Here is a 22,130-nt window from a genome sequence, read left to right on the forward strand (position 1 = left end):
ATAATGGCATGATTCATAAACGAAATATGAAGTATTTTCCGGATTTTTTGTTTGGCGTCAGTTTTGACATATGTAAGGCAAAACATAAAAATTGAATGTATAACAAAAACAATAGGAGGATTAAATTATGACACTCGTAAGATTTAACAACAGTCCAAGAAGAGCTCCATTTCCGGAATTTTTTAACGATGTAATGGAAAATATGTTTAACGGTAATGAGCCAGGCACACCTTCGTACGACACCCCTTTATGCAATGTGGTAGAAAATAAGGAAGGTTTCAATATTGAGTTTGCTTTACCTGGTTTCAGCAAAAAAGAGGTAACAATAGATGTTGATAACAACGTATTGACGGTTAGCGGTAAGAAAGAAGAAAATAAAAACGAAACAGAAAGGAATTATACCCGAAGAGAATTTAATTACGGAGAATTCAAACGTTCATTTACATTACCGGAAACCGTGGATCAGGATAAAATTAAAGCAACATTCAGCGATGGGATTTTAAATGTTGAAATTCCTAAAAAACCGGAATTGCAACCAAAATCGCTGAAGATCAATATAAATTAATCAATAGTTATTGCACATTTAGTGAAAGGCTGCCTTTTTAAGGTGGCTTTTTACGTTTGTATGGATATGGAGAAGTAGATTGGAATTTAAATTTCAATTCTATTTGTAATTTCAATTTTATGTTTTAATTTGCGTTATACTACGAAATATGTAGAACAACGCAAATCAATTATGCATGAATCTGTAGTATTCTCTTCGTTAGAAGAACTTGTAAATGAGATAAGAGCAAACGGTCGGTATGCTTTTTCTGTAGAAGAGGTGAAAAAGGGGTTACATCTTAACGATAAAGCATTATATCAGTCCTTATTTCGTTTGAAGAATAAGAATAGAATTGCCCGGATTAGGCGAGGATTTTTTGCAATTATTACGCCTGAATACTCCAGACAAGGTATGTTGCCTCCAAATCTGTTTATTGATGATTTAATGTCGTACATTGGAAAGGAGTATTACGTAGCATTATTTTCAGCAGCAGCTCTTTATGGTGCGGCACATCATCAACCAATGGAATATTATGTCATTACTGAAAAACCAGCTTTAAGAAACATCAAAAACTCCAGACTCGTAATAAACTTCTATGTAAAGGAAGGCTGGCAAGAAGACGAAGTTATACAGAAAAAGACTGATGCAGGTTATCTGAATGTATCAACGCCGGAACTAACAGCATTGGATTTACTTACATATGGAAATTTTGGTATAAATCGGATTTTGACAATATTGGAAGAGTTGACAGAAGAAATGAAGCCTTCTGAACTGGCTAAAACAGCCAATAGTTATCCGATAACAAGTTCTGTGCAGCGATTGGGATATCTTATAGATAATCAAATTGGAAATGATAAGTTGTCCTCAGCACTAAAAAAAGTTTTGAAAGATCGGAAAATACAAAAGGTTCGGTTACTTAAAAATGGGAGCAGCAAGGGGAGAACTGATTCGGTTTGGAAAGTTAATGTCAATACTGAAGTGGAGGGTGATATATGATACCTCGTAGATATATTGAAGAATGGAGACAATATGCCCCTTGGCCTGATAATGCACAGGTTGAACAGGATCTGGTAATTGAGAGAGCATTGGTTGAAATATTTTCAGATGACCTGTTACGTGAAAATCTCGCTTTTCGTGGTGGAACAGCATTACACAAAATATTTTTGAAACCACAAGTTCGCTATTCTGAGGATATTGATCTGGTTCAGATTAAAGATGGCCCTATAAAACCATTATTGGAAAATCTACGAGAAAGAATGAAATTTCTGGGAACAAAACGCTCTGTAAAACAAAATGTCAATAATAATACAGTAGTGTATCGTTTTGAAACCGAAATTCCACCGGTTATCAATCTCCGGTTGAAAATTGAAATTAACTGTCGGGAAGATTTCTCAGTGCTGGGATTGAAAGAGTTAAGGTTTGAAACTGCCAGTACATGGTTTAAAGGAAATTGCTCGTTAATTTCTTATGAACTGGAAGAGTTATTAGGTACTAAACTCCGGGCACTATATCAACGCCGGAAAGGTCGTGACCTATTTGACCTTTGGTGGGCAGCTACCAAACGAAATGTTGATGTAAATAAGTTGCTGCACTGTTATTATGAATACATGCAATTTGTAGTGGATAAGCCGCCAACGGCAAAACAATTTCGCCAAAACCTGGATGATAAAATGGAGGACTTTGAATTTATGCAGGATATGAATGGATTATTGAAGTCAGGGGTGGAATACAATCCCATAGAAGCTTATCACTGGTTGCTACCCATATTAAATATTTGATTAGATTTTATCTAATATTAATAACATAATCAGGCTTTAAAAATACAGACCCTATTGAACGCGCTATGAGCCGGTGGATTATCCAATCCGATCACAGCCATAGAGCATGTTATTCATGTTCCAGATCAATTTCGGGAATAATGATGCGTTGATTTTTTCCAACGACTGCTTTTTTTCGCCAGGCGCCGAATTTGTGATAAATAACAGAAAGGATTAATCCAACGGACCAGGCAATTGGGATGGCCCACCAGATGCCTTTTTCTCCCCAGATACTGCTCAACCACCAGGCAAGAGGAATTCGTGCAATCCACAAGGATGCCAGTGTAATAAACATTGGAACCAATGTATCTCCCGCGCCTCTGAATAACCCCTGATAGGTGAACATGGTAGCAAAAATGATATAAAACGAGCAGACGATGCGCAGATATTCCTTACCCGCATCAACCACATCGGGAGCATCTGTAAAAAGATGCATCAGTTGATCATCGAAAAGGATGACAAGCAATGAAACGGCTATGGAAATACCGCCAGCCATAATTACAGTGGTTATATGTCCTTTGTTGACGCGGTCCATACTGCCTGCTCCTACATTTTGTCCCACAAAAGATGATAGTGCTGATCCAAAGATCATTGCCGGCATAGATGCGATGGCATCAATTCTGCCAGCCACAGTATATGCAGCAAGTACGCTGGTGCCGAATTTACTGACTATTGTTATCAACGCAGCCATTCCAAGTGCTACAAACGTTTGCTGAAAACCGGTTGGAAGACCGATGCGTAAACTCTGACGGAAGAGCAGTTTGTCGAAAACCATCTCCTTAATTTTGAAAGAAATGATTTCATGTTTCCGGTTCAGATATATGGCAGCGCTTATAAAAGCTGTGCCGTGTGCTATAATGGTTGCCAGTGCCACGCCACTTACACCCATTTTGAAAACAACTACAAATAGCAGGTCAAGCACTATATTTACCACGGTTGCCAGAATTGTAAAGATGAGTGGCGTGCGTGAATCTCCTAAACCCCGTAAAACTGAAGTAACGCCATTATAACCAAAGAAGAAGATTTGCCCGGCTACATAAATTCTGAAGTAGACGGTTGCATCATCAAACACGTTATCGGGTACATTTATCAGGTGAAATAAAGGATTGCTAAGTGATACACCAAGTACAGAGACAACTATCGCTGCAAAGAACAGGAATATAAATATCGTGGACACAGCCTTTTTTACCTGGTTCATTTCTTTGGCCCCGTAATATTGTGAAATGACCACAGATGCACCGCTTCCCACGCCAATTACCATGGCTATCAAAACATAAATAACCGGAAATGAGGAACCCACTGCGGCAAGCGCTTCCTTCCCGATAAACTTCCCCACAATAATACTGTCAACAATGGAGTAAAGCTGTTGGAAAACGTTTCCCATGACCATGGGAAGGGCGAACGTGAAAATTTGTTTGCTCACAGAGCCTTTGGTGAGATCTCTCATAAATGAATCACAATATGCCTATGTCTGCAAAATTGCAAAGGTGTGAGTTTTCAGGAAAAGAAGAAAATTATGGCAGAAAAATTGACGTTATTTAATAGGCGGTTGTTTGCTGTATGCTTCTTCCATGGAAATAATTGTTTCGGTAGAAGAAATTCCTTCAATATTCTGAAACTGATCATGAATAATGCTCAGTAAATGGCGGTTGTTTTTGGCATATACTTTTAAAAACATGGCATACTTTCCTGTTGTATAATGTACTTCCACCACTTCCGGTATTTTGTTAAGTTCTTCCACGACACCATGAAAAAGTGATGCCTTTTTAAGGAAAACCCCAACAAAACCACAGGTTTCGTATCCCAGTGACGCCGGATTTAACACAAACTCAGAACCTTTTATCACGCCCATATTTATCAGCCTCTGTATACGCTGATGGATAGCCGCACCGGAAACATCACACTCGCGTGCAACTTCTAAAAACGGAATACGTGCATTTTCACAGATAATGGATAAAATTTTCTTGTCAAGTTCGTCTAATTCGCGGTGTGCCATAGTTTTAATATTGTTTACAAATTGGATAGATGTTCATTCTACCAAATAACAAATCTAATATTTTAATTATAAATTGTAAGTAAAATAGCGAAAAAAATATCAAACTCTAAGATTTTTAAAGTCAGAACCTGTCGGTGCCTGAAAGACTCTCAATCCGAATTCGGGTATTATCGCCAGAACATGATCGAAAATATCTGCCTGAATAGCTTCGTAGTTTGCCCAGGCCTGATCATTGCTGAATACATAAATCTCAAGTGGAATGCCTTTGTCTGTCGGTTGTAATTGTCTGACAAGAAAGGTCATATCCTGATGGATCTTCGGATGTTGCTTCAGATAGTTTTCGAGGTATTTTCTGAAGATTCCCAGGTTGGTCATCCGCCGTCCGTTATAAACCTCATTTTCTCCGATGTTAAGTTTCTTATTGTATTCTTCAATTTCAATCTCTTTCTTGTTCACATAATCTTTCAGCATGTGAAAGGTTTTAAATTTTTTAAGCATCTCAGGAGGAGCAAACATTACACTGCTCATATCAATATTGATGGACCGTTTAATTCTGCGTCCACCTGATTCACTCATTCCGCGCCAGTTCTGGAACGAGTCAGAAACCAGGGCGTAAGTTGGAATAGTTGAAATGGTTTTATCCCAATTTTGAACTTTAACGGTTGTCAGGTTAATTTCAATTACGTCACCGTCAGCATTGTATTTTGGCATGGAGATCCAGTCGCCCGGTTTTACCATATCATTTCCACTAAGCTGAACACTGGCGACCAGTCCTAGTATTGTATCTTTAAATACCAGAATAAGAACTGCAGCGAGTGCACCAATCCCTGTGAAGATTTTGGTCATGTTAATGTTGAAAATGATTGAAATGATCGCCAGAAAAGTGAAGATGTAAAATATAATTTTGAACAACTGGACGTATCCTTTGATGGATCTGTTTTGAGAAATGGGAAACTGGTTGTAAATATCATGCAGTGCATCCATAAAAGCGATCAGCACAAATAATATATTAAACGCAATGAACACAAAACATATATCTTCGAGGAACGACAGAAACAAATTGGAATCCGGAAAGGCAGTGGGAAGCAGAAAATAGACAACCAAAACGGGAGCAATATGTGCCAGCTTACTGAAAACCTTGCGTTCCAGAAAAATATCATCGTATTTGTTTTTTGTTTTCTTTATGATCCGGGCAACAATTGCTATGATGATCTTTCTGAAAACAAAATCAACAGCCACACTTAAAAGAATGATAACTGCAAATATGCTGATAGTACGAAGAGTTTCTGCTGTAGACTGTGCAAAGCCATGATTAATAAACCAGCTAAGAATTGCTTCACTGAGCTTCTGATAAAATTCAATATCCATTTGACTTAAATTTGCTATTATTGTGGAAAACAAAATTATAATAAAGACACATGAAAAAAAAAGGTCTTATCATTCTCTTTACTTTTTACAGTGTAATTCTTTTCGCTGAAGTTAATTATAGTGATTTTTTTACAAACAAGGTGCTCCGGATAGATCTGGTTTTATCCGGTAATAAGACATCTCAGATGGCATCTGTTTCCCAGGTTTACGAAGAAAAACAGTGGGGTGGGCGTACAACAAAACTGGATGAGTTTCATGGGAAAGGAACCTATAAATATGATTTATATGATTTGAATACTGGAAAACTTATCTATACCGATGGGTTCAGTACACTTTTTCAGGAATGGCAGACAACAGATGAAGCCGAAAACATCGAACGGTCCATGGAAAACACAATTTATGCTCCATTACCCCAAAAAGATGTGAGGTTTGTTCTTGTTCATCGTGTGGATGGATTATTTACCGACACGCTTCTAAATATTAATCTGAATCCTGAAGGTGAAATTGTTCGACCTACAGAAACTCCTGACTCAAAGACAAAAGATATATTAATCAGTGGAAAAACAGATGAATGTATTGATATTGTTCTGATTGCTGAAGGGTATACCAAATATGATGAAAAATTGTTTTTTGAAGATGCGCAAAATTTTGCAGATGCCTTATTTACTTCAAAGCCATTTGCAGAAAATAAAGGTAAGTTTAATATCCGCGCCGTTATGTCGTATTCAGAAGAGGAAGGAGTAGATGATCCAAGACAGGATATTTATGTGAAGACAGCCCTTAATTCGTCTTATAATACGCTTTACAGCGACAGGTACTTAATGACAAATGACCTGTATGATGTCAGCAATTACGCCTCTGTCGTACCGCATGACCAGATCATTATTCTGGCGAACAGTGAAAAATACGGAGGAGGTGGAATCTATAATTTTTACAGTATAAATTCAACCAGGGGGCGCAAAAATCAACAGGTTTTTATTCATGAGTTTGGACATTCGTTTGCCGGTTTGGCGGATGAATATTATACATCAGATGTATCCTATAACGATTTTTTCCCGGCAGATATAGAGCCATGGGAACCGAACGTTACAACGCTTGTTGATTTCGATAGTAAATGGAAGGATATGCTGGATCAGGACACCCCGGTTCCTACTCCTGCAAAAAGTAAATACAAAAATACTATCGGTGTGTATGAAGGGGGAGGTTACGTTGCCAAAGGAGTGTATCGTCCGTATATTGATTGCAGGATGAAAACAAATGAGGCAGAAGACTTTTGCCCGGTATGTGCCAGGGCAATAGTCCGTACCATAAATTTTTATACCAAAGGAGACTAAATTCTACCAGAAGTCATCCGGAGAATCCGGTGTTTTACCATTCTCATTTTGTGCAGGCACTGTGAATTTATCGCAATCAAGATCTGTATTAAATCCGGCTGGTTTTTCAAAGTCCTCCATGGGGTCGAAACCCAGTGTGGAATCGGCGTATACACTCTTCAGAAACAGTGCAAAAATAGGTAAAGCCATCTCTGCGCCCTGCCCGTATGTAATATTATTGAACCTAATGGATCGTTCTTCTCCGCCTACCCACACTCCTGTTACCAGATTGGGTAAGACACCCATGAACCAACCATCAGACTGATCCTGTGTGGTTCCTGTTTTACCTCCAATCGGGCCTTTAAACTGGTATATCCTTCTTAGTCTGCTTCCTGTACCACCTGGAGTATCTACAACACCCTGCAGGAGATTGAGCATGAGATAAGCTGTATTTTCGTGAATTACTTCTTTTTTATACGGTGCAAATGTTGCGATGATATTTCCGTCCTTATCTTCAATTCTTGTTACAAATACCGGATCTGTCATGACGCCGTGGTTGGCAAATACCCCGTAAGCTTTAACCATTTCCTTAACTGAAAAATCCGGTGTTCCCAGACACATGGATGGTACGGCATCAATACTACTGGTAATACCCATTGAATGGATAAGATCTGCCAAAGTTTTAGGCTTAAACTCATTCATTAATCTGGCCGAGATGAAGTTGTTGGATTTCGCCAGACCCCATTTCAGAGTTACCATTTCGTTCAACCTGTCATCATCACTATTATCAGGTGTCCATGGTCGGCCCAGATCATCATATATGGTTATTGGTGCATTCAGAAAACGGGAACAAGGAGTATAGCCTTCCTGCATTGCCAGTGTATATAAAAATGGTTTAATGGTTGAACCAACCTGTCTGTGGCCGAGCGATACCATATCATACTGGAAGTAGGAATAATCAATGCCTCCCACATAAACTTTTACATGACCGTTCAGTGGATTCATAGACATCATGCCGGACCGCAGATAGTATTTCATATAGCGTATGGAGTCCATTGGACTCATCACGGTATCAATATCTCCATTCCATGAGAATACAGTTGTGCTGACGGGCGTGTCAAAGATCTTCAGAATTGAATCCCGTTTAACACCAGCTGCTGCTAAATGTCTGTATCTGTCGGTATTCTGCATAGCGCGTTCCAGAAAATCGTGCATGCGTTCAACACGTTCTTCTGGACTGTTTCCAATTTTGCTTGAGTAAGGTGCATACGGGCTGTTTGCTTCCTGTTTGAAGAATCTTGGCTGGACATCTTCCGACAAGTGTTTGTACATGGCCTGTTGTGCATATTTTTGCATGCGCGAATCAATGGTTGTATATATTTTTAATCCGTCGGTATACAAGCTGTAGTTTGATCCATCTGGTTTGAAATTTTTGTTACACCAGCCATAAAGAGGATTTGTTGCCCAGGATATGCTGTCAGCAAGGTATTTACCGCTTCTGATATCCCAGCCTCTGTAATTCTTTTTAAGGGGTTTTTCAGCGGTCATAAACTGACGGATAAATTCTCTGAAATAAGGAATCGGGCCAACCTTGTGATCAACTTTATGGTAATCCAGCACTATTGGTAGGGTTTTAAGCGAGTCAAATTCATGCTTGTTGATGTAGTCAGCATTCATTAGCTGTCCCAGTACAATATTTCTTCTTTTTTGTGTTTTTTCCGGAAAGCGTTTTGGGTTGTACAAGGTTGGGTTTTGCAACATTCCTACAAGCATAGCTGCCTCCTCTATTTTCAGATCTTTAGGTGTGGTGTTAAAATAAACCCTTGAAGCCGTCTGAATACCAGTTGCATTATTGTTAAAATCGAACTTATTCAGATACATGGTCAGGATTTCCTCTTTGGTGTAGAAGCGCTCCAGCTGAACCGCGATCACATATTCATTCAGTTTCTGAAAAATACGTTTTATAAAGCTCACATTGTATGCATTTTCTGTGAACAGCTGTTTGGCAAGCTGTTGTGTAATGGTGCTTCCTCCGCCTGAATTTCTTCCTGTTACAACACCTGTCACGGCACGTAATATCCCTTTGGCGTCAATCCCTGAGTGTTTGGCAAAACGGATATCTTCGGTTGAAATAAGTGCATTTACAAGATATGGTGAGAGATTGTTGTAATTTACTTTTGTGCGGTTCTCTCCCTGAAAATATATGGATCCCAGAATGACATTATCTGAAGAAATCAGTTGAGTTTCATATTTGTTTTTGGGACTTTCAATTTCCTGAATGGGTGGAATATAACCAAGATATCCTTTTGAAATTGCCCAAAACAGTAAAATAACAGCAGCAATACCAAAAACGAATATCGACCAGAAAATAAGAACGTATTTTTTATAACTGGTTGGTTGTTTGGATTTTGTCTCGTTCATTAATGTATATTTTATTACTGATACAGATCAATGCAAAGGTAGAATATACTTTCTAAAAACCAATTTTATAAAAACGTTGTAATTCTTTAATTATTGGCTCAGGATATTAATTTACCTTTGCACCTCAATTTTTCAGATGGATAAGACTAGAGCACTCGAAAAAGAAGGGATTGGCAAATTAATGTGGAAATTTTTCGTTCCTGCATTTATTGGTGTAATTGCCAATGCACTGTATAATATTGTCGACAGGGTATTTATCGGGCAGGGGGTAGGATCGCTTGCGTTATCAGGCATCGGTGTCATTTTTCCGGTCATGCTCATAGTGATGGGGTTCGGTATGTTGATTGGTGTTGGAGCAGGCGTATTGGTCTCTATACGCTTAGGAGAGCGAAACAGAGACGGGGCAGAACAGGTTCTGGGGACAACGTTAATGCTAATTTTAATCGTTTCTACTTTTATTGTTCTGGTAGTTTTTCTTATAAAAAAACCTTTACTTGAATCGTTTGGTGCTACTGCAGAGACGCTTGATTATGCCAACAACTATCTGAATATTATTTTGTTTGGGACCTTTTTTACAATGCCGGGCTATTCGCTGAATAATATGATCCGAAGTGAGGGAAACGCCCGTATTGCCATGTATTCAATGCTGCTGAGTGCATCTGTTAATATTGTTTTGGACTACCTTTTTATTATGGTTTTTAAATGGGGTGTTGAAGGCGCTGCATGGGCTACCGTTATTTCAATGTTTGTGCTTTTTGTGTGGGTATTTATGCATTTTCGAAGTTCACGGAGTGTAATAAACCTCAGACCTGAACTGGTCCGGTTCGACTGGTCAATTGCAAAAAGTATAATTGCCATTGGAATGGCTCCGTTTGCGATGCAGATCGCTTCCAGCGTTGTGCAGGGGCTGGCCAATAAAATGCTGATAAAATACGGTGGAGACATTGCGGTAGGAGCATTTAGTATTGTAATTAGTGTGGTAAGTCTTGTTGTTATGTCCGTCATCGCAATCAATATGGCTGCTCAACCTATCATTGGATTTAATTTTGGTGCCAAAGTGTTTGTACGTGTTAAAAAAACGCTTCGTATTGCTTTGATAACAGCTACACTGGTAAGTATTTTTGCATGGATATTTACGCAGTTTTTCCCGGAGTACATTATTATGATGTTTAACGATGAGGATCCGCATCTCCTTGAAATTACATTAAGAGCCATAAAGATTATTACCATGACTTTCCCGATTATCGGTTTTCAGATTGTTGCCGGTAATTATTTTCAGGCTGTGGGGAATGCAAAAACAGCTATGTTTCTGACATTGTTGAGACAGGTGCTGGTACTTATTCCCTTACTTTTTTTACTGCCGGGATTCTACGATCTGGATGGCATATGGCTCAGTTTTCCTGTATCTGATACTGTATCGGCACTTGTTGTAATGGTCTTTATGATCAGGGAATGGCGCAGGTTAACAAGTCTGTCCGGACCAGAGCTTGTCGCTGAAACAGTTAATCCTTAAGCAAATCAGGACGTAATTTTTTTGTACGTTCAACAGATTGTTCAAATTCCCATTCTGCTATTTTGGCTTCATGACCCGATAACAAAACATCCGGTACTTTCCATCCACGGAATTCTGCAGGTCGCGTATAAACCGGTGGAGACAGAAGGTTGTCCTGAAAACTGTCTGAAAGGGCTGATTGTTCATCCGAAATTACGCCGGGTATAAGCCTTACAACCGCATCGGAAATAATGGCTGCAGCCAGCTCGCCACCTGTCAGTACATAGTCACCAATCGAAATCTCACGTGTTATAAAGTGATCACGAATGCGTTGATCGATGCCTTTGTAATGACCGCAAAGAATAATGATGTTTTCGTAAAGAGACATAGAATTGGCCATTTTCTGGTTCAGCACTTCACCGTCAGGAGAGGTGTATATAATTTCATCATATGAACGTTTTGCTTTCAGTTCTTCAATGGCTTTTGCCACTGGTTCTATCTGAATCACCATGCCTGCACTGCCTCCAAATGCATAATCGTCAACCCGTTTTGTTTTGTTGGTGGAGTAGTCCCTTAGGTTCACAACATTAAATTCAACAAGCCCTTTGTCCTGCGCTCTTTTTAGAATTGAAGTGTGCAGTGGGCTTTCAAGAAGTTCAGGTAAAACGGTGATGATATCTATTCTCATGGCAATATTTTTGGCAAAAATAGAATACATATAGCTAACTCCCTAAATGTTTAAGATAATTTAAATTGACTGTAAATTGAAAAATGCGTAATTTTAATCTGAGTCTGCGGACTTAAACTTTAAAACGACCGTCATGAAAGATAAATTGATCACCGTAGCCACTCACAGTTATGAAAAAGCTCAGTTCATAAAAATGGAACTTGAACGGGAAGGTATTGAATGTTATCTCAGCAATATCAACCTTATTCAGGGAGCATTTTCAGGGGGTGTAAAAGTCCGGATCAGTGAAGAAGATCTAGACAAAGGTCTTAAAATTATTGAGCACATTAATGAGGTATATTTTAAGGAAGAAAAGTTACCTGAATTTCCTAACCGGGTTCTGGTACCTGTAGACTTTTCTGAATACTCGTATAATGCCTGTGTTTTTGCCATTAGTCTTGCTAAAACCATTGGTGCTGAAATTGATCTGATGCATACCTACTTCAGTCCGCTGATCAATACACTACCGTATACCGAAACGTTTTCTTACGATCTGAACGTTGATAAAACCCTGAAGCAGATCGAAGATAAAGCCAAAAAGGATATGGATCATCTTCATGCCAAGCTGAAAAAACAGATGAAGGACGGCAGTCTTCCTACCCTTAAAACCAAAGTTATTCTGAATGAAGGTGTGCCGGAGGAGGAAATTCTGAGTTACGCAAAAAAATACAGGCCACAGATCATTGTAATGGGTACCCGTGGAAAAAACCGTAAGAATGATGATCTGATAGGCAGCGTAACAGCTGAGGTCATTGAACGGGCAAAAGTTCCGGTTCTGGCCATACCTGAAGATACACCATTTAATAACATCAGTCAGGTTAAAACTTTGGCGTATATTACCAGTTTTGCTGATAATGATCTGGAGGCAATTGACAAGCTCATGCGGATTATTGGAAGGAATGATATTGATCTGCACTGTGTGCATTTGGGACATGAGGGAGAAGATCCCTGGGATGAGGTACAGCTAAGCGGATTACAGGATTACCTGAATAAAAAATATACCGGTAAAAAAATTGAATGTGAACTGATGGAGGGCGATGATCTACTGGTATCTATGGATAAACTGATTAGAGAAAAGAATATTGATATTATAACATTAATTACTAAACGGCGTAACATTATAGCACGAATGTTTAACCCGAGTATAGCCCGCAGAATGATCTTTCATACAGACACTCCGTTGCTGGTATTTCATGCATAAAAGCATTTTATTAAACCCCATAAAAACAGGAATATGAATACCCTGACGTTTAAAGAAGTATATGATTATATACTGGATAACAAACTTTACAGGGATCCAACGCTTACGCCATCCCGGCTTGCTCACAAACTTAAAATGTCTACAGCGGATCTTAAAAAGCTTTGCGTTGATTATTGTGGAAATGACTTTACCCTTTTCGTTACAGAATTGAGGGTTAAGGAAGCCAAACGAATGATTGAAGAAAGTTGTTACAGTGGATTTTCCATTGATGCCATTGGCAGGATGGCAGGATTTAACTCTAAAAATGAATTTGTGACCAGTTTTAAAGAGTTGGTTGGACGTATGCCCTGCGACTATAAGGCAAGTTATAAGTATATATTCTGATCCATATATTTAATGGATCAGGTAATGGCTGATGATTAAATCAGGCTTAAAAGGGGATTAATGGTCCTGTTTGATTGATAATATTTTTTTATAATTATTTGACTATAAGTGTTCAGCGATTTTTTAAGCGCTATTGTATCTTGTTCTGTAACGATTTTATCGCATAAATTATATCACCGGGTTTTGTCGGAATATTTTAACCAGGTAGTTATACAACTCCGGATGACGCATCTTCATTTTATTAGGATCATCAAAAAAATACTCGGCTACAACTGCCAGAAATTCTGCATTGTTTTTAAGTGCGTATGGATTGATATCTGAATGGCCGTTTTTTATCGTGTTAATTTCCTTTTTGATCTCCCTGAGCCATGAAAAGGCAAAAGAATTGTCAAAAAGAATTTTTGGTACTCCGTCAGTAACTCCATCAGCCATATCAATAAGATGGATGAATTCATGAATGCCGACGTTCTGTTTATGGCGAGTGCCATCAAAGGCTGCTTCAAGATCGGGTCGTGATAATAAAACATAGCCACTTAAAAAACCATTACCTACCATTCCAAGGACGTTTCTGCCTTCCACTTCATTATTTGTCTGAAATTTCTTGTCAAAAGAGTTTGGATAGAGCAATATTTCATGTACCTCAGGATAGTTATAATATGGAAAGGCAAACATAGGAATAATAGCACTTGAGGCAATCAGCAACGTATCTTCTTCTGAAACATCCGTGTCGATACCTGTAATCTTTTTTTCTGTCAGGAATTTTAATAGTCTGTTTTCAAACTCTTTTTTATTGTCATCTGACAGATTACGGTAATATCTTACCCTTGACGATAATATTTTTTTGAATTCATCCGGTAAAGATTTTATATTATTTACTGGAGGACTTTTGTATGGCTTTGCAATGTACCTGAATGTGATGAAAATCCCTGCTAATACTGAAATAACAGAGAGAATGGTAATGACTTCCTGCATTTATCTGCGCTTTATGAATATTTTAAATTTCTCCATGCATACAGATAATTATCGCGTTTATCATCACTGCTTTTCTAAAATATATTTTTACATCATTCGCTGATTGAGGGTAAACATGACCCAAATTGTCCCACCGATAAAAAAGGCGATCAGTAAAAATGCGAACAGCAGGGAGTATACATTCCAACGAGCACCGGATGATGTATCCAGATGAAGGAAAAAATGCAGGTGAACTAACATCTGGGCAACAGCAGCAATAAGGATTCCTGCAATGATGATTTGTTTTGAAACCATTCCGGTTGCAGCCAATAAAAACGATGTGCCCGTTAATAAAAAGGCCAGAATAAATCCAAGGATGTATTTTTTAGTCATTTTTTTTAACTATTGTTATACTTCATATTAAACCACGCCAAGCAGGTACACTACAGAAAATACGCCTATCCAAACAATATCCAGAAAATGCCAGAACATACTCAGTCTGTATATTCTGGATTTAACAGCCTGGGTCATCCCTTTTGAATACACCTGGAACAGCATGACCAGAATCCAGAGTAAACCAAATGTTACATGTGTGCCATGCATGCCTACCAAGGTAAAAAATGACGATAAAAAACTGCTTCGCTGCGGACCGTATCCTTCAGATATTAAATGATGGAATTCATTAAGCTCCATAATAATAAAGCCCAGTCCCAGTATAAAAGTTATGACCAGTCCGATCAGTAAAAACTTCTTATTATCCTTTAGCATGGCAATAATGCTGAATCCCATAGTTACACTGCTTACAAGGAGGAATGTGGTCTCTCCAAAAAGATAAGGCAGGTTGAATAAGTCTTTCGGAGAAGGTCCGCCTGCATAATTGTGTCCTACTACAGCAAATGCAGAAAACAAAATGGAAAATAATATCAGGTCGCTCATTAAATAAATCCAGAACCCAAAGGCTTTAAGATCTGCTAAACCTGAATTATGTATTTCATCGTTATGTTTGACACTTTCATTCATTATCATATCAGTTTTATTCCGGGATTTTAAATGTGGGTTTTACGCGTTCTGATTCGATCCGCTGAACCTCGGCAGCAGGAATGGTGTATTCATCATCGTCATTTGCCGATGAAATAATGATCATTGTAATAACTGCAAGAATACTGATAATCGCTAACCACCAGATATACCATACCATTGCAAAGCCAAAAGCCAGAACCAATATTCCTGTTACTGGCCCGAACCCTGTGTTTTTCGGCAATTTGATATCAGTATATTTCTCTTGTTGATTATCAGTTGTTTTTTTTGATTTCATGACCCAGAAAGCATCCAGATCATCTACGTGTGGAATAACAGCAAAGTTATAACTTGCCGGTGGTGAGGATGTGGCCCATTCCAGGGTTCGTCCGTTCCAGGGATCGCCCGTGAGATCACGGTTTTTATTTCTTTCCCGGATGCTGACGAAAAGCTGAATTCCCATGAAAAGGATACCCAGGGCTATAATGAATGCTCCTACGGCAGCAATAATCAGATAGGGTTGCCATTCCGGATTCGGATAGCTTTCCAGTCGGCGTGGCATACCCATAAACCCAAGAATATATAATGGCGCAAATGCAACTACAAATCCGATTAACCAAAACCAGAACGATCGTTTACCCCATTTCTCGTTTAATCTGAACCCGAATGCTTTTGGAAACCAGTAATTGAACCCTGCAAAATAACCGAACAACGCTCCTGGGATCAGTACATTATGAAAATGGGCAACGAGAAACAGACTGTTATGAACCACATAGTCGGCAGGTGGAATGGCCATCAAAACACCAGACATACCACCAAAAACAAATGCAATAAAAAAGCCAAGAGTCCAGTACATTGGTGTGGTGAGCCTGATACGCCCCCGGTACATGGTGAAAAGCCAGTCATAAACTTTAACACCTGTTGGAATTGCGATCAGCATAGTGGTAATTCCAAAAAAAGCATTTACATCTGCCGTATTTCCCATAGTGAAAAAATGATGCAGCCATACCGTAAAAGATAAAATCATTATTGCCACTGTAGCATAAACAAGCGATTTATAGCCGAACAGTCTTTTACCTGAGAAGGTGGCAACTACTTCAGAAAAAACACCGAAAGAAGGCAAAACAACAATATAAACCTCAGGGTGACCCCACATCCAGAACAGGTTATTCCAGAACATCATATTTCCACCCATGGTATTGGTGAAAAAATGCATCCCCAGGTATCGGTCCATTGTCAGAAGTAGCATAGCACCGGTAATGACCGGGAAGGAAAAAACCATCAGTACGTTGGTGGTTAATGTCGTCCATGTAAATAATGGCAGCCGCATGAACTTCATGCCCGGAGCCCTTAACTTTATAATGGTTACCATGAAATTTATTCCCGTAAGGGTGGAACCGATACCAGCTATCTGGAAGGCCCACAACCAGTAATCAACCCCGGATCCCGGATTATATGTTTTTTCAAACAGAGGAGCCAGACCACTCCATCCCGTAGTTGTAAACTTACCAACACCGAGCGATATCATTATAAGGCCGGCAGCAGCTACAGTCAGCCACAGACTTATTGAGTTAAGGAGAGGAAAAGCGACATCGCGTGCCCCTATTTGCTGTGGAACAACAATGTTCATCAATCCTACCAAAAAAGGCATTGCAACGAACACAATCATAATGGTTCCGTGTGATCCGAATATCTGATCATAGTGGTCGGGCGGTAAAAAGCCTCCCGAGGAACTTGCCGCAAGTGCCTGTTGCGATCGCATTAAAACGGCATCTGCAAAACCACGAAGCAACATCACCTGCGCAAGAATGATGTACATGATGCCGATTTTTTTGTGGTCAAGACTTGTCAGCCATTCATTCCATAAATAGGACCATTTCCGGTAGTAGGTGATAAGAATGATGATCACTAATCCTACCAGAGTTGCTGATCCAACTGCGATCATTATAATCGGATTGTCGTACGGTATATCGGATAACCTTAATCTTCCTAACACGTTATTTGTTTTTTTATTTATTCAATATGATCTAATTATTACTTGAATTCTTAGCTTCTATAGCATTATCAGAGCCATTATCGGGAGGTTTCATCTTTTCGTTTTTCATGAATTTTTTTATCAACTGATTGAATAAACCTGGTTCAACGTCTGTGAAAAGTTTAACGGAAGAATTATCCGATGGTTTTTCCAGATTTTTAAACGTCTTTAAATCCAGTTTTAAAGGTGATTGTTGTACGTTTTTTATCCACGCTTTAAATTCATCAGTTGTAACAGATTTAGCTTCAAAAAACATTGATTCATATCCCACTCCACTGAATTCCTGGTTTTGCCCGGTAAGTGTCGCTGTATCAGATGCAATCAGGTTAAGATGTGTCTCCATCCCAGCCATGGCATACATCTGGCTTCCGAGTTGTGGGATAAAGAAAGAGGTCATAACACTGGCAGAAGTCAGCCTGAATTCAAGCGGGGTATTTTCAGGAAATACCAGTTGGTTAACTGTGGCTATATCGTATTCCGGGTATATGAATAACCATTTCCAGTCGAGCGATATAACTTCAATCTGAACCGGATCGTTCGCATGCTCAATGGGTTTGTACGGATCAAGCTGAGACGTTTTAGTCCATGTTAAATAGGATAGTATAAGAACGATGCCCAAAGGTACAGCCCAAATAAACCATTCTATTCGTGTTGAACCAGACCAATCCGGTGTATATTTTGATTTCTTGTTGCCGGCTTTGTATTTAAAAAGGAACCAAAAAGTTAATACAATAACAGGAATAACAACGATCAGCATTAACAGGAAAGCAATGATTATCAGATTAGACTCTTCCTTTCCTATAGCACCTTTAGACTGAAGGACGATAAATTTATCACAACCGGTAAGGAAGAATGAAATTAACGTCAGTAATAGTAGTGGTATTGATCTGATATTATGATATTTATGATAAAAGTTATTCAAGGAGAGTATAAAGTTTTTCGAATTAGTAGATATGTTTAAAATTAATATATAAAGATTTTAATATTTGGTGGAGAATACCAAAGTATTTAAATAAAATTACGATAAAGTATGTGAAATTTGGAAGGTAATAAAAGTAAAGAATGCCGTAGTGAGAAACACTACGACATCCCTGATTGGTATTCTTTTCCAATCATTTTTATGATGAACCCCAAAATGTCAATTGGCATTTTTGCACTCCGTACTGACGATTGAAAATGAAATAGTTTAAATATTTCTGTTGACTAAGGTTTTCCCTCATTTTCAATGTCAGGGTTGATCCTGACAAAACTTTATTTTCAAAGATTTCGTCACCTGTACAGGCAAATTTGTCATTTTTCAAAGACAAATTTGGGATGAATATTGCTTCTAAAAAGCCGGATTATTTATCACTTTTTTCAACCGGACAGGTCCTGTCGTATTTGCAACAAGCCGGCAGATTATTATACGTTTCGTCCTTTGCCTTATGCTTTCCGGTATCATGTCCTGCTTTGGCTATGGCTGTCTGGATTTTGTCCTTATCCGTTTTACTGTCATCAAATTTTACCTCCATCATTTTGGTTTCCTTGTTCCATTCTGCAGATGTAACACCTTCCACGCCATTGGCAGCTTTTTCAATGCGTTTTTCACACATACCGCAATTACCTGATACTTTAAATTTCTCTGTTTTGTTTGCTGCAAACGATGTAAACGAAGCCGTCAACATTACTGCTACTAAGATTAAAAAATTACGTTTCATATTAATCTGTTTTTATTGGTTATTAATTTAGATATAAGACATAAGATGTAAGACATAAGATATAAGACCTGAGACTTGAGACTTTTTTTATCTTGATTCTTGTGTCTAATAAATCATTGTTTTCTCAATCGTAATGCATTTGATATTACCGATACTGAGCTGAAACTCATGGCGGTTGCTGCAATTACCGGCGATAGTAAGATGCCAAAGAACGGGAAAAGGATCCCCGCTGCAATGGGCACTCCGAGTGCATTGTAAACAAAGGCAAAGAACAGATTTTGTTTAATGTTCCGCATAACCTTATGACTCAGTTCCCGTGCCCTGACAATGCCGTTAAGATCGCCTTTAACCAGTGTGATTTCTGCACTTTGCATGGCAATATCTGTCCCCGTTCCCATGGCAATACCTATGTTGGCCTGGGTCAGGGCAGGAGCATCATTAATGCCATCACCGGCCATGGCTACAATGCGTCCTTGTTCCTGCAGTTCTTTCACCTTTTTATATTTGTCTTCAGGAAGGCATTCGGCAGTATAACTGTCCAGATTAAGTTCTTCGGCAACCGTTTTTGCCGTAAACTGATTATCTCCCGTTAACATGTGTATTTTTACACCCATATGGTGCAGCGCCTTAATGGCTTTCGCTGTAGATTCTTTAATGGAATCAGCAACGCTAATGATGCCTTCAACGGTATGATCCGTGACAAGAAACATAACGGTCTGTCCTTCGGATTGCCATTTTTCAACAGTATCTGCAACTGTTTTATCCGGCCTGACGCCAAATTCTTTCAGGAAGCGTTGGTTCCCGAGTCCGGTTTTCTTTCCTTTATATACGGCATGAACACCTTTTCCTGATACAGACTCAAAGTTATCAACTTCAAAAAGACGAATCTTTTTCTCTTTGGCACCTTTAACTATGGCATCTGCCAAAGGATGCTCACTGTTGGCATCGATGGAAGCCGCCAGTTGTAGCACTTCCTCATCACTAAGTTTCCCGAACGATTTGTACCGTTTAAGTTTTGGTTTTCCTTCGGTTAACGTTCCTGTTTTATCCACAATAAGTGTATCAACCTTATTCATTTCTTCAATGGCACGGGCTTCTTTTACCAGCACGCCGGATTGGGCACCTCGTCCGGTTCCCACCATAACGGACATTGGTGTGGCCAGACCTAAGGCACAGGGACAGGCAATGATTAATACCGATACGGCATTAACAAATGCATACACATATGCAGGTTCCGGTCCCCAAATGGCCCAAAGTGCAAATGTGATTAATGCAACAGACACAATAATCTGTACAAAATATTTAGCTGCTGTATCTGCAATATTTTGAATAGGAGCCCTGGTACGACTGGCCTGATTGACCATATCAATGATCTGGGAAAGTAATGTATCTGATCCTACTTTCTCGGCTTTCATACGAAAAGTGGTTTTTCCGTTTATGGTTCCGCCGGTAACTTTATCTTCTAACGATTTGTCCACCGGAATCGATTCTCCCGTGATCATGCTTTCATCAATGGTAGCTTCACCTTTGATTAAGGTGCCATCAACCGGAACTTTTTCACCGGGTTTTACTACTAAAATATCACCGGTTTGAACGTCTTCCAGAGGAATATCCTCTTCCTGATTGTTACGCAAAACATGAGCCACAGGAGGCACAAGATCCAACAGTGCTTTTATGGCAGAATTTGTTTTGTTATGTGCCCTGAGTTCCATTACCTGGCCAACTAACACCAGTGTCAGGATCATGGCAGATGCTTCAAAATACACGTGTACATTTCCCTGATTGTCTTTAAACTGATCAGGAAAAATACCCGGAATGATCAGTGCCAGTACGCTGAAAATATAAGCTGCTCCAACACCCAGTGAAATAAGTGTCCACATGTTTGGGGATCGCCTGCGAACCGAGCTGTAGCCACGTTTGAAAAAGTCCCATCCTGCATAAAAAACTACCGGCGTTGAAAGCGCAAACTCAATCCAGGACCAGACTTTCTTCGGGGCCAGACTCTCAAGGTTCAGAAAGTTAACCATCCCTGACATGGCAATGATAAAGACAGGAACGGTAAAGGCGAGTGCAACCCAGAATTTTTTTGCCATTTTAAGATAAGCCTTTTCTGTGTCGCTTTTTTTCTGCTGTTTTTCAGGTACCAGATCCATTCCGCATTTGGGACAGGAACCCGGATGATCCTGTTTCACTTTCGGATGCATCGGACAGGTATAGACTGTTTCCGTTTGCGATGCTTTTGAAGCCGATTCAATTTTATTCAGGTGCATACCACAAACCGGACAGTCGCCTGGTTTATCATATGTTTTATCACCTTCGCACTGCATCGGGCAATAATATTTCCCTTCGTTATCTTTTTTATGGACATGCGCTTTATGTTCCGGCATTTTCATTTTTTCACCAACCGGAATCAGATGCATGCCACAAACCGGGCAATCGCCGGGTTCATCGTATGTTTTGTCCCCTTCGCATTTCATAGGGCAGTAATACATCTGCTCTCCGGTTTTTACATCCTTATGGTGTTGATGTTCATGATGGGTGTGGGAGCCGGAATGTGTATGAGGTTTGGATCCAACCGGAACAAGATTCATCCCACAGACCGGACATTTACCTTTTTCATTGTAAGTTTTTTCACCCTCACATTTCATGGGGCAGTACCATAAATCGCCGTCTTGTTTTGGCATCATTGCAAATGATGGTTTACCGGTTCCTGAAGTTTCTGTATTTGTTTCTTTCAGGTTCATCCCACATACGGGGCACTTTCCGGGCTTGTCGTATGTCTTATCTCCTTCGCATTTCATCGGGCAGAAGTACGTTTTGCCGGTTTTTTGAGGAGCCATTACAAAGGCATGTTGATGCCCGTTCATGCCTACTTGTTTTTCTCCTTTTTTTACAAGGTTCATTCCACAGACAGGACATTTACCCGGTTTATCGTAAGTTTTCTCACCTTCACATTTCATGGGGCAATAGCAGATATCATCATCAGGTTTGCCGTCATTTGAATGTGGATGATGGTGTGAATGTGAATGACCCTGCTGGTTGTGTTGAGAACCTGTGGGAACGAGGTGCATTCCGCACACCGGACAGTCGCCCGGACCGTCATACGTTTTTTCACCTTCACATTTCATCGGACAGTAATAAGTCTTTATATCTGTGTTCTTCATATT

19 protein-coding genes are annotated in these 22,130 nt (G+C 39.4%); 7 read left to right on the forward strand and 12 right to left on the reverse strand.

The genetic code is table 11. The features are described 5' to 3' along the window. Positions 1-127 precede the first annotated feature (127 nt). From ACE01N_RS12350 to ACE01N_RS12360, 3 genes are all read left to right on the forward strand, one after another. The gene (locus ACE01N_RS12350) at positions 128-565 is read left to right on the forward strand and encodes an Hsp20/alpha crystallin family protein (protein WP_380589236.1); all 438 of its coding nucleotides are present in this window, start codon (positions 128-130) and stop codon (positions 563-565) included. A gap of 171 nt (positions 566-736) precedes the next feature. Then, a complete protein-coding gene (locus ACE01N_RS12355) occupies positions 737-1,540 on the forward strand; it encodes a type IV toxin-antitoxin system AbiEi family antitoxin domain-containing protein (protein WP_380589239.1) in 804 nt (267 codons plus the stop codon). Next, on the forward strand, positions 1,537-2,322 hold the full coding sequence (locus tag ACE01N_RS12360) for a nucleotidyl transferase AbiEii/AbiGii toxin family protein (protein WP_380589242.1): 786 nt from the start codon (positions 1,537-1,539) through the stop codon (positions 2,320-2,322). Before ACE01N_RS12355 ends, ACE01N_RS12360 begins: the two co-directional genes overlap by 4 nt. 109 nt (positions 2,323-2,431) lie before the next feature. Here the strand turns inward: ACE01N_RS12360 and ACE01N_RS12365 are convergent, their stop codons facing one another. From ACE01N_RS12365 to ACE01N_RS12375, 3 genes are all read right to left on the reverse strand, one after another. Beyond that, on the reverse strand, positions 2,432-3,808 hold the full coding sequence (locus ACE01N_RS12365) for an MATE family efflux transporter (protein WP_380589245.1): 1,377 nt from the start codon (positions 3,806-3,808) through the stop codon (positions 2,432-2,434). An 87-nt stretch (positions 3,809-3,895) separates the two neighbouring features. Continuing rightward, the gene (locus ACE01N_RS12370) at positions 3,896-4,357 is read right to left on the reverse strand and encodes an Lrp/AsnC ligand binding domain-containing protein (RefSeq protein WP_375728070.1); all 462 of its coding nucleotides are present in this window, start codon (positions 4,355-4,357) and stop codon (positions 3,896-3,898) included. Between the two features lie 99 nt (positions 4,358-4,456). Further along, complete coding sequence (locus tag ACE01N_RS12375) at positions 4,457-5,725, reverse strand: mechanosensitive ion channel family protein (RefSeq protein ID WP_380589248.1); 1,269 nt, start codon at positions 5,723-5,725, stop codon at positions 4,457-4,459. A 50-nt stretch (positions 5,726-5,775) separates the two neighbouring features. Here ACE01N_RS12375 and ACE01N_RS12380 point away from each other — a divergent pair, with 50 nt between their 5' ends. Beyond that, positions 5,776-7,059, forward strand: a complete 1,284-nt coding sequence (locus tag ACE01N_RS12380; RefSeq protein ID WP_380589251.1) for a M64 family metallopeptidase — start codon at positions 5,776-5,778, stop codon at positions 7,057-7,059. Positions 7,060-7,062: 3 nt separating this feature from the next. Here the strand turns inward: ACE01N_RS12380 and ACE01N_RS12385 are convergent, their stop codons facing one another. Next, entirely contained in the window at positions 7,063-9,459 is a 2,397-nt protein-coding gene (locus ACE01N_RS12385) for a transglycosylase domain-containing protein (protein WP_380589254.1), read from the reverse strand. 136 nt (positions 9,460-9,595) lie between these two features. Between ACE01N_RS12385 and ACE01N_RS12390 the strand changes: the two genes are divergently transcribed. Next, entirely contained in the window at positions 9,596-10,972 is a 1,377-nt protein-coding gene (locus tag ACE01N_RS12390; protein ID WP_380589258.1) for an MATE family efflux transporter, read from the forward strand. On the opposite strand, the gene trmD is transcribed toward ACE01N_RS12390, so the two are convergent. Further along, positions 10,962-11,639, reverse strand: coding sequence for a tRNA (guanosine(37)-N1)-methyltransferase TrmD (gene trmD / locus ACE01N_RS12395; protein WP_380589261.1), 678 nt, complete (start codon positions 11,637-11,639; stop codon positions 10,962-10,964). The two genes, ACE01N_RS12390 and trmD, sit on opposite strands and share 11 nt — an antisense overlap. 133 nt (positions 11,640-11,772) lie before the next feature. Here trmD and ACE01N_RS12400 point away from each other — a divergent pair, with 133 nt between their 5' ends. Together ACE01N_RS12400 and ACE01N_RS12405 are read left to right on the forward strand one after the other, a co-directional pair. Continuing rightward, complete coding sequence (locus tag ACE01N_RS12400; protein WP_380589264.1) at positions 11,773-12,879, forward strand: universal stress protein; 1,107 nt, start codon at positions 11,773-11,775, stop codon at positions 12,877-12,879. A gap of 33 nt (positions 12,880-12,912) precedes the next feature. Beyond that, positions 12,913-13,263 carry a helix-turn-helix domain-containing protein gene (locus ACE01N_RS12405; RefSeq protein WP_375728077.1) on the forward strand — a complete coding sequence of 117 codons (351 nt, stop codon included), beginning with the start codon at positions 12,913-12,915 and terminating at the stop codon, positions 13,261-13,263. A 168-nt stretch (positions 13,264-13,431) separates the two neighbouring features. On the opposite strand, the gene ACE01N_RS12410 is transcribed toward ACE01N_RS12405, so the two are convergent. From ACE01N_RS12410 to ACE01N_RS12440, 7 genes are all read right to left on the reverse strand, one after another. After that, positions 13,432-14,235 (reverse strand): M90 family metallopeptidase, encoded by an 804-nt coding sequence (locus ACE01N_RS12410; protein WP_380589268.1) that lies wholly within the window; start codon positions 14,233-14,235, stop codon positions 13,432-13,434. Between the two features lie 87 nt (positions 14,236-14,322). After that, on the reverse strand, positions 14,323-14,607 hold the full coding sequence (cyoD, locus tag ACE01N_RS12415; RefSeq protein WP_380589271.1) for a cytochrome o ubiquinol oxidase subunit IV: 285 nt from the start codon (positions 14,605-14,607) through the stop codon (positions 14,323-14,325). A 27-nt stretch (positions 14,608-14,634) separates the two neighbouring features. After that, positions 14,635-15,234, reverse strand: a complete 600-nt coding sequence (cyoC, locus tag ACE01N_RS12420; protein WP_380589274.1) for a cytochrome o ubiquinol oxidase subunit III — start codon at positions 15,232-15,234, stop codon at positions 14,635-14,637. A 13-nt stretch (positions 15,235-15,247) separates the two neighbouring features. Further along, the gene (gene cyoB, locus ACE01N_RS12425) at positions 15,248-17,227 is read right to left on the reverse strand and encodes a cytochrome o ubiquinol oxidase subunit I (RefSeq protein ID WP_380589277.1); all 1,980 of its coding nucleotides are present in this window, start codon (positions 17,225-17,227) and stop codon (positions 15,248-15,250) included. Positions 17,228-17,258: 31 nt separating this feature from the next. Further along, positions 17,259-18,188, reverse strand: coding sequence for a ubiquinol oxidase subunit II (cyoA, locus tag ACE01N_RS12430; RefSeq protein WP_380589280.1), 930 nt, complete (start codon positions 18,186-18,188; stop codon positions 17,259-17,261). Between the two features lie 418 nt (positions 18,189-18,606). Then, positions 18,607-18,963: a heavy-metal-associated domain-containing protein gene (locus ACE01N_RS12435; RefSeq protein ID WP_380589283.1), complete on the reverse strand. Its 357-nt coding sequence runs from the start codon at positions 18,961-18,963 to the stop codon at positions 18,607-18,609. Positions 18,964-19,076: 113 nt separating this feature from the next. Continuing rightward, positions 19,077-22,127 (reverse strand): copper-transporting P-type ATPase, encoded by a 3,051-nt coding sequence (locus ACE01N_RS12440; protein ID WP_380589286.1) that lies wholly within the window; start codon positions 22,125-22,127, stop codon positions 19,077-19,079. Positions 22,128-22,130: the final 3 nt, after the last annotated feature.

This window comes from Quyinboa ferrireducens, from assembly GCF_042436675.1.
Taxonomy (GTDB): domain Bacteria; phylum Bacteroidota; class Bacteroidia; order Bacteroidales; family UBA5342; genus JBHJHP01.